This window comes from Catenovulum agarivorans YM01 (assembly GCF_000281085.1).
Taxonomy (GTDB): Bacteria; Pseudomonadota; Gammaproteobacteria; order Enterobacterales; family Alteromonadaceae; genus Catenovulum; species Catenovulum agarivorans.
Map to the genome: position 1 here is coordinate 44549 of NZ_JH767544.1, position 9215 is coordinate 53763.

Here is a 9215-nt window from a genome sequence, read left to right on the forward strand (position 1 = left end):
CCAACCAGTTTATCAATTGTTAGGGGGTAAACAACGTAACCATATCCCTTTATTTGCAACGTCAGTAAAAGACTTCAACCAAGGTTTAATTGAAGATTTACTCAAATTAAAAGAGCAAGGTTGGCAATCTATTCGAGTAACCACTGGTGAACATGGCAAAGCACAAGGTAAAACTGTGTTTGACCCAAGAAAGTCATTAGCCAAAACAGCACATTGGTTAACCCAAGCGCGCGAAGCTATTGGTAGCGAAATTATGCTCGGCATAGATTACCACCATAGACTCAGTGTTGGTGAAACTGCATCTTTTTGTCAACGTATGCCAAGTGGCACTTTAGATTATTTAGAAGAGCCGATACGCGACCAGTCAATTCAGGCCTACACAAATTTACGCTCAATGGTTGATATTCCTTTTGCGATAGGTGAGGAACTTACCAGTAAATGGGATTTTGCGCCCTATGTAGACAGCGCCTTAACTAATTATGCGCGCATAGATATTTGTAACGCGGGTGGTTTTACCGAAGCAATGAAAATTGCCGCCATGTGCGAAAGCAAATATATCGACATGATGCCGCACAATCCACTCAGCCCAATTTGCACGGCTGCATCGGTACATTATTGCGCCGCCATTGCCAACATGAGTTGGTTAGAGCTTGCGCCATACGACGGCGATTTATCTGATTACGATGAAATTTTTACCAATAGACCGCGTGTAACCAATAACAGTTTTGCAGTACCAGACTGTGTCGGTTTAGGTATAGACGTAAATGAAGAAAAGCTTAAAAACCAACAATTCAAATTTTGGGAACCACCCAGATTAATTAAACCAGACGGCAGTTACACCAACTGGTAATAAAGGGGGATAAGATGAAAAAAGGTGGTATTTTAGCGCTGATATTTATCAGCGTAGTAATTAATTACATGGACAGAACCAATATATCTGTCGCAGCGGCTGCAATATCGGCTGACTTAAACATTAGCAAAGTTGAAATGGGGTTGATCTTCTCCGCGTTCGCTTGGACCTATTCAATTATGCAAATACCAGGTGGCATGTTAGTGGATGCTGTACGCATTCGTTTTTTGTATCCATTCATTCTAGTTGCTTGGAGTTTGGTCACTTTAGTGCAAGGTTTGGTTAGCTCAGTTGCAGCGCTCATCGGTTGTCGTATGGCAATAGGTTTTTTTGAAGCCCCAAGTTATCCAGCAAACAATAAAATTGTCACTCAATGGTTTGCTGAGCAAGAAAGAGCAGGGGCGATTGCTGTATATACCTCTGGGCAATTTATTGGTTTGGCGTTTTTAATGCCAGTGTTGGCGGTTATTCAAGACTGGTTTGGCTGGCGTGGTTTGTTTATTGTTTCTGGCATAGTTGGCATTGTGTGGGCGGTTATTTGGTACATATTTTACAAAGAAGCGCCAACTGAAAATACCCAAGCTAATACTCAATCTAACATTCAAGGCAACAAAACTTCAGCTACAAACTCAGCTAATACTCCCCCAGTTAGCATGCAGAATTTAAAACTGGCGTTTTCCAGCAAAAAATTATGGGGAATTTATATTGGCCAATTCTGTTTAGGCGGCACTTTAGTATTCTTTTTAACTTGGTTTCCAACCTACTTAGCTGAATACCGTGGTTTTAGTGATTTAAAAACAGGCTTTTTAGCCTCAGTGCCATTTTTAGCGGCATTTTGTGGTGTGTTGTTATCTGGTTTTGTTTCTGATTTATTGGTGCGCAAAGGTTACTCAAACGAGTTTGCGCGTAAAACCCCAATCATATTAGGTTTGTTTCTATCTAGCTCTGTTATTTTTGCTAACTACACCGACAGCACATTGTGGGTGACGTTCTTCTTATCTTTAACCTTTTTTGGCAATGGTTTGGCGTCGATTAATTGGGTGTTTGTATCTTTAATTGCACCTAAACATATGGTTGGTTTAGTTGGTGGTTGTTTTAATTTTATTGGTGGTTTATCTGCGGTAATCGTACCTATTCTTATCGGTTTTTTAGTGCAAGACGGTGATTTTAGACCAGCATTGGCATTAATAGCAGGCCTCGCATTTGTTGGTTTGTTCTCGTATTTATTTTTGGTGGGCAAGGTTGAAACAATAGAAATGCCGATAGCTGAAAATGAATTGGAGGCCAAAGCATGAGCATAGTTTTTTTTGGCGAAATAATGCAAAGGTTGACCCCAGCATTACCACAACAAAAATTGGTGGTGGCGAAAAACTTAGCGGTTGATTTTGCAGGCGCTGAAGCAAATGTTGCAAGCTCACTTGCAAGGTTAGGGCATAAAAGTTATTTCGCAACTTGTTTACCTGATAACCCAATAGGTGATCACTGTATCGCGACACTGAAACAGTACGGTGTTAATACCGACAATTGTTTACGTAGCGGCCAACGCATTGGTAGTTATTTTATTGAGCTTGGCGCATCTATTCGTCCATCGCGTGTGGTTTACGACCGTGCAGATTCAGCTTTTGCAAGCTTACAGCCTAGTCAGTTTGATTGGGAAAACATATTAGCAGGTAAAAAATGGCTATTTTTAGGGGGTATTACACCTGCACTTTCAACCAATTGTGCCAGCGAAATTGTTAAGGCAGCGAAAATTGCTAACAACATGGGCGTTAAAGTTGCTTTTGATATTAATTACCGCCGCAGTTTATGGTCTGAAGAGCAGCAAGAAAACAAAAAAGCCGAGCAGATTTTCAGCCAAATTTTACATTGCAGCGATCTAGCTTTTGCCAACGCAGGTGCAGTTGCTGATGTGTTTGGCAAAACCTTTGATGAAACCGATGCTATTGAACAAGCTAAGCTTGTTGCGGCTTATTTATCCAATACCTTTAATGTAGACGCGGCAGTAACTGCGCGACTACATAACAGTGCATCAAGCAACCAGTTAGCCGCGATTTACCTTACTCAATGTGAAAATTATCAAAGCAATTGGTTAGACGTAGAGATACTTGACCGCTTAGGCACTGGTGATGCATTTGCCGCTGGGATTTTGCATGGTCTATTAAGTGACAAATCAGCACAACAGACAATTGATTTTGCCAACGCAGCTTTTGCACTGGCGCACACTTGTTACGGCGATCAACATTGGTCGGATGAAGCTGAAATAACTGCAGTCGTTCAAGGTTTAACCAGCGGATATGTTATTCGCTAATTTTTTTGTCTTTAAAAATTATAGTTAACAGTTAACGTTTTAATTTAAGGTGTTGAGGTATGGAATTATCCAATGAATAAACAACAAATAATTGAACAGATGTTTAAACAAAAGCTGGTGGTGATCATTCGAGTTGAACAGCCAGAACAGATAGACGGCATAGTTGAAAACCTATTAACCGCTGGGGTTGGTATTTTAGAAATCACCAGTAATACCCCGGGTTTTGCGGGCAAAATCACCCAGCTGCGCGAGCAATATCCAAACTTAATTGTTGGTGCTGGCACAATCACCACAGTAGAAATTGCTGAGCAAGCCAAAGATGCGGGTGCGCAGTTCTTAGTAACCCCGAATACCTGTAAACAAGTTGGTGCTTTTGCTAATGAACACAATTTGCCAGTGTTAATGGGGGCATTTACCCCGACTGATGTGGTAGAGGCGAAAAAAGCGGGCGCAGATGTCGTTAAGTTGTTTCCCGCTGAGCCAATTGGCCCTGAATATTTGAAAGCTTTGGCCAAAGGGCCGTTTTTAGACACAGCATTTTTCCCGGTTGGCGGCATAGATCAACACAACTTTGAACAGTGGATAGATGCTGGTGCAAAAGGTTTAGGTATAGGCGGCGCATTGGCAAAACCGGTAGAAACTGACGCAGAAAAACAACAACTCATTGCTGGTGTTAGCAAAATAGTTAATCGACTAAAACAAATGGGATAAAAGCACAATGCAATTTATAAATATAAAACACCTTAGCCTGCTCGGTTTTGCTGGGTTATTAGCAGCATGTGGGCAAACTTCGAATACTTATAACAGTGAAAAAATGTTGTGGGATTTTGAGCAAGCGGCACACTTTAAAAATCTTCAAGGCGAAAATGTATTAATTGAACCTGTTATGCAAGGGGACAATAGCGCGGCTAAAATCAGCTTTGATTCAAAACAGCAACACGTATCCGGTTTTGAGTTTAAATCAGATAAAGGTTGGGATTGGTCTCACGAGCAATCTTTCGCTTTTGCACTTGATATTCAAAACCCAAAAACAACCTCAGTGCACATGTATGTCACAGTTAAAGATAAAGCTGGCAAAACGCATAATCGGAGTTTTGTTGTGCCTGCTAGTTCAGCAGACACCTATTTTATTGAACTTAAAGGCATAGATTTAGATGTAGAAACCGGCATACGCTCAAATCCGCCAAGCTGGCAGAGTGATTATGTACCTATTATTTGGCGACATGGCACAAAAAATATCGATATCAGCCAAATCACTAGCATTAAATTTAATGTAAGAGGTGTACTCGAAGATAAACAACTTATTATCGACAACGCCCGTTTGATTTACCCGAAAGCCGTTGATAATAACTACCTAACTAATTTAGTGGATGAATTTGGCCAGAGTACATACATTGATTTTCCAAACAAGGTAACGTCAACTGCTGAGCTGATTGAGCTCCACAATAAAGAACAAACTGAACTATCTGCGAGTAGTTTTGCCGACCGCTCCAAATATAACGGCTGGAAGCATGGCCCTAAATTGGCGGCAACGGGTTATTACCGAGCTGAGAAATTCCAAGGCAAATGGACTTTGGTTGATCCTGAAGGGCACTTATTTTTCTCTAATGGTATCGCCAATGTACGTTTAGCCAATACTTCTACCATTACAGGTTATGACTTTGACCACAGTAAAATAGTTGAGCGCAAAGCGGGCGATTTAACCCCGGAAGATTCATTAGGTTTAAACCCAGCACCTAAAGCTGCATGGCCTAGCCGTGAAGTTTCCTCAGAGTTACGAGCAAATATGTTTAGCTGGTTGCCAGAATATGGCTCTGAACTGGCTGATAACTTTGGTTATAGGCGTTCAGTGCATACAGGCGCAATTGATAGAGGTGAAACTTTTAGTTTTTACCGCGCTAATTTACAGCGTAAGTACCAGACAAATGATGACGCTGAATTGATGGAAAAATGGCGAGAAACGACAGTTAAGCGCATGCAGTCGTGGGGTTTTACTTCCTTTGGCAATTGGATTGACGCTAAATATTACGACATGCAGCAATATCCATATTTTGCGAACGGTTGGATTATTGGTGACTTTAAAACCGTTAGCAGTGGCAATGATTATTGGAGCCCGTTGCCTGATCCGTTCGATCCTGTTTTTAAACAACGTACCGACATCACAGTCAAACAAATTGCCGATGAAGTAAAAAACAGCCCTTGGTGTGTTGGTGTGTTTATTGATAATGAAAAAAGCTGGGGCATGATGGGCTCAGTTGAAGGTCAGTATGGCATAGTATTAAATACGCTCACCCGCCCAGCCAGTGATAGCCCTGCTAAACAGGTATTTGTTGATGAATTGGCTAAAAAATATAGCTCGATTGAACAGCTTAACCTAGCGTGGAATACACAAATATCTGATTGGCAAACCTTAGCCAAAGGCGTTGAAATAACCAAGTATTCAGATGTTATGTTGACCGACTTGTCACATTTATTATTTGTTTATGCCGAGCAATATTTCAAAGTAGTTAAACGATCCGTTAAGCACTATATGCCGAACCATATGTACATGGGCGCACGTTTTGCCGACTGGGGTATGACACCTGAAATCCGTTTTGCCGCAGCTAAACATGCTGATGTTATGAGCTATAACTATTATAAAGAAGGCATTAACGATGAATTTTGGGACTTTTTAGCTGAAATCGACAAACCAAGTATTATCGGCGAATTCCACAATGGCGCTTTAGATTCAGGTTTATTAAACCCTGGGTTGATTCATGCAGAGTCGCAAGCTGATCGTGGACGTAAATATCAAGAGTATTTGTACAGTGTTATCGACAACCCATATCTAGTTGGTGCACATTGGTTCCAATATATAGACTCGCCATTGACTGGCCGCGCTTACGACGGCGAGAACTATAATGTTGGTTTTGTCTCTGTTACCGATATTCCATATCAGCCTTTGGTTGAGGCGGTAAAAGAGGTAAACAAAAACATATATCCACGACGTTTTAGTCAAGCTTTGTATCAAATTCACCAGCAAGCAGCGCTAAATTATTTAGATATAAACCAAGGATATGAACAACTGGCTGATGGGTTTAAATGGGTGGAAGGGCCATTATGGATAGAAAACTCACTTGAGCAATCAGGTTATTTGCTCTTTTCTGATATCCCAAATAATCAGATTATTAAGTATTCGCCAACTGAAGGTGTATCTACTTATTTAACCGATAGCGGTTTTTCAAACGGGTTAAATTTAACCCCACAAAATCAGTTGGTGCTAATGCAGTCTCGCAGCCGACAAGTGGCTGTGATGGAAGCTCCACTAAATAACGCCAAAACAAACTACAAAGCATTGGCAAGCCATTACCATGGCAAACGGCTAAATAGCCCAAACGATGTTGCCGTTGATAACAAGGGCAATGTGTTTTTTACTGATCCGCCTTATGGTTTGGAAAAAAGAATGGACGACCCAGCGAAAGAATTAGACTTTCAAGGCGTTTTTAAATTGTCACCCGAAGGTGAGCTTAAACTGCTGGATAAAAGTTTAACCTTTCCCAACGGAATCGCGCTTTCACCAGATAACAGAACCCTATATGTTGCAGTATCCGACCCAGATGCGCCTGCTTGGTATCAATACCAATTAGATGAGCAAGGGGAGGTACTTAGCAAAAAACTTTTTTACCAAGTTACAGGAGACGGCACGCATGACAATGGTGCGCCTGATGGCTTAAAAGTGCATAGTTCCGGGATAGTGTTTGCCACAGGCCCATATGGCGTTTGGCTATTTTCACAAACCGGCGAAGTATTGGCAAAAATTAATATTCCATACTTTTGCGCTAATTTGGCATTTGATGACAAAGAGCAGTATTTATATATCACTGCTCATGACAGGTTGTTACGAATTAAATTGGCCGGCGATTAATCGCCGCCAAGGAAACTCATGTAAAAGGTTTTGACTACTGTGGCTGAGGGCAGAATGCCCTTGGTTGCGGGGAATAACACTAGGATAAGCTTGGTTCCTTTAGGTTAAGCATTCCTCATTCCACCAAATCTAATGGATAAATTACTTCGTCGAGCATATCACCGTTACTTGAGGTAAATGACACTCTAAATTGATAGAAATGCTGCTCGGATAATTCTGTAGTTGGTATTAAATCAGCAAGGTCAAAGGTCATTTTTGAGGTGCCAGATTCACGGCCAATAACAGGAAAGTGTATTGGCAATAATATAATTCAAGTAAGTTTGAATCTTGAATTATGAGCTCTGTTTTTAACAATAAACACCTTACAATCAATGTTAAAAATCAATTTAGGAACAGCGTAGTGTCTATAATCTTCAATAATTTTAAATCAAAATTTTTCATTTCCGTGCTAATACAGATTTTTTTAGCTGGGTGTGGCGACTCAGAAAGACCAGATACTATCCCTCCAGTTATAACCCTAAATGGTGATAGCAGCATTACTGTTTATCTGAATGAAACCTATAACGAGCTTGGGGCAAATGCAATTGATGATAGTGATGGTATAGTCGAGGTTGTTATGTCAGGTACTGTTGATACTAGTGTATTTGGTAGTTATACAATTACTTACAGCGCAACGGATAGCGCAGCTAATTACAGTAGCGTTACTCGAAGCATTATTGTTGTTGCAAAACCTTCTACTAAACCTTTCATTACCTTATGGAAAACAGATAACCCAGGGGGCTACTCAAATGATAATCAAATTATGATCAGCACTAGCGGAGTTGGTTATGATTATCAGGTAGATTGGGGGGATGGAGCCATTGACGAACATATAACGGGTGACATTACCCATACCTACGCTACTGCTGGTACATACACTGTGAAAATAAGTGGTAGTTTCCCGCAAGTATATTTTTCAGAGCCAAGTTATGATCATAGAGAACAACCCACATATCTTACTGATAACCTCAAATTACTTTCAATAGAACAATGGGGTACTAACAAATGGCGTTCAATGCATAGAGCCTTTGCTGAATGTAAATATCTTGTGGTTAACGCAACCGATATACCTGATTTAACTGAAGTAACAGATATGAGTTTTATGTTTTATGGTGCTGAAGCATTTAATCAGGAGTTAAACGATTGGGATGTATCGAATGTACAAAATATGGCAGGAACATTCGCTTATGCAACTACTTTTAATCAGGATTTAAGCCATTGGGACGTATCCAGTGTCACTGATATGAGCGGAATGTTTTTGGCGGCTTCTGATTTTAATCAAGATATCAGTAGTTGGGATGTATCTAGTGTTATTAATATGAGGGGAATGTTTTATGTAGCTTCTTCCTTTAACCAAGATTTAAGTACTTGGAACGTTTCGAAAGTCACTGATATGCGCCAAATGTTTTCAGCCTCCTCCTTTAATCAGGATATCAGTAGATGGGATGTGTCGAATGTCTCTGACATGCATCGAATGTTTGCAGTCACTCCCTTTAATCAAGACTTGAGTAGTTGGGATGTATCGAATGTACAAAATATGTCAGGAACATTCGCTTATGCAACTACCTTTAATCAGGATTTAAGCCTTTGGGATGTATCGAGTGTTGCCGATATGGGGGGAATGTTTGTGGGGGCTTCTAATTTTAATCAGGATTTAAGTGTTTGGGATGTATCGAATGTCACTAATATGAGTTTAATGTTTGCAAGCACAGCCTTCAATCAGGATATAAGCAGCTGGGATGTATCGAATGTCAAAAAGATGTCTAGTATGTTTCATGGCGTTACGCTCACTACTCAAAATTACGATGCTTTAATTATTGGCTGGAGCGGTTTATCACTGCAAAGTAATGTCGATTTCAGTGGCGGGAGTAGTAAATATTCAAATTCCGCTCAGGACGCAAGAATGGTTCTCACCGAGGTTTTCGGTTGGACAATAACAGATGGTGGCGTTGAAGACTAGCATAAATTGACGTTAGCTGTCTAAATCAGCTATATGGATCTTGGTGAGAGAAATCAAGCTGCATTCAGGACAGGCACGACATTAGACACTTACGTGTACTAGTGTGATTACCAAGGGAAACTGATGGTATGATTACCAAGCGATTTTGACGTAT

Annotated in this window: 6 protein-coding genes and 2 pseudogenes; 7 read left to right on the forward strand and 1 reads right to left on the reverse strand. The window is 40.6% G+C overall.

The features are described from left to right. From WSC_RS23635 to WSC_RS25435, 6 genes and pseudogenes are all read left to right on the forward strand, one after another. On the forward strand, window positions 1–850 hold an 850-nt coding region (locus tag WSC_RS23635), incomplete at its 5' end, for a mandelate racemase/muconate lactonizing enzyme family protein (protein ID WP_016957864.1). A gap of 14 nt (window positions 851–864) precedes the next feature. Next, window positions 865–2145 (forward strand): MFS transporter, encoded by a 1281-nt coding sequence (locus tag WSC_RS0120660; protein ID WP_016957865.1) that lies wholly within the window; start codon window positions 865–867, stop codon window positions 2143–2145. After that, window positions 2142–3158, forward strand: coding sequence for a sugar kinase (locus WSC_RS0120665; RefSeq protein WP_016957866.1), 1017 nt, complete (start codon window positions 2142–2144; stop codon window positions 3156–3158). Before WSC_RS0120660 ends, WSC_RS0120665 begins: the two co-directional genes overlap by 4 nt. Before the next feature lie 72 nt (window positions 3159–3230). Continuing rightward, window positions 3231–3869: a bifunctional 4-hydroxy-2-oxoglutarate aldolase/2-dehydro-3-deoxy-phosphogluconate aldolase gene (locus WSC_RS0120670; protein WP_016957867.1), complete on the forward strand. Its 639-nt coding sequence runs from the start codon at window positions 3231–3233 to the stop codon at window positions 3867–3869. 7 nt (window positions 3870–3876) lie between these two features. After that, window positions 3877–6159, forward strand: a pseudogene (locus tag WSC_RS23640) (agarase); the annotation flags it as partial. 96 nt (window positions 6160–6255) lie between these two features. Further along, window positions 6256–7062 (forward strand): annotated as a pseudogene (locus tag WSC_RS25435) (SMP-30/gluconolactonase/LRE family protein); the annotation flags it as partial. 115 nt (window positions 7063–7177) lie between these two features. On the opposite strand, the gene WSC_RS24680 reads toward WSC_RS25435, so the two are convergent. Beyond that, a complete protein-coding gene (locus WSC_RS24680; protein WP_085953503.1) occupies window positions 7178–7363 on the reverse strand; it encodes a hypothetical protein in 186 nt (61 codons plus the stop codon). A 144-nt stretch (window positions 7364–7507) separates the two neighbouring features. Here WSC_RS24680 and WSC_RS23645 point away from each other — a divergent pair, with 144 nt between their 5' ends. Further along, the gene (locus WSC_RS23645; protein ID WP_169315494.1) at window positions 7508–9061 is read left to right on the forward strand and encodes a BspA family leucine-rich repeat surface protein; all 1554 of its coding nucleotides are present in this window, start codon (window positions 7508–7510) and stop codon (window positions 9059–9061) included. The last annotated feature ends 154 nt before the right edge of the window (window positions 9062–9215 follow it).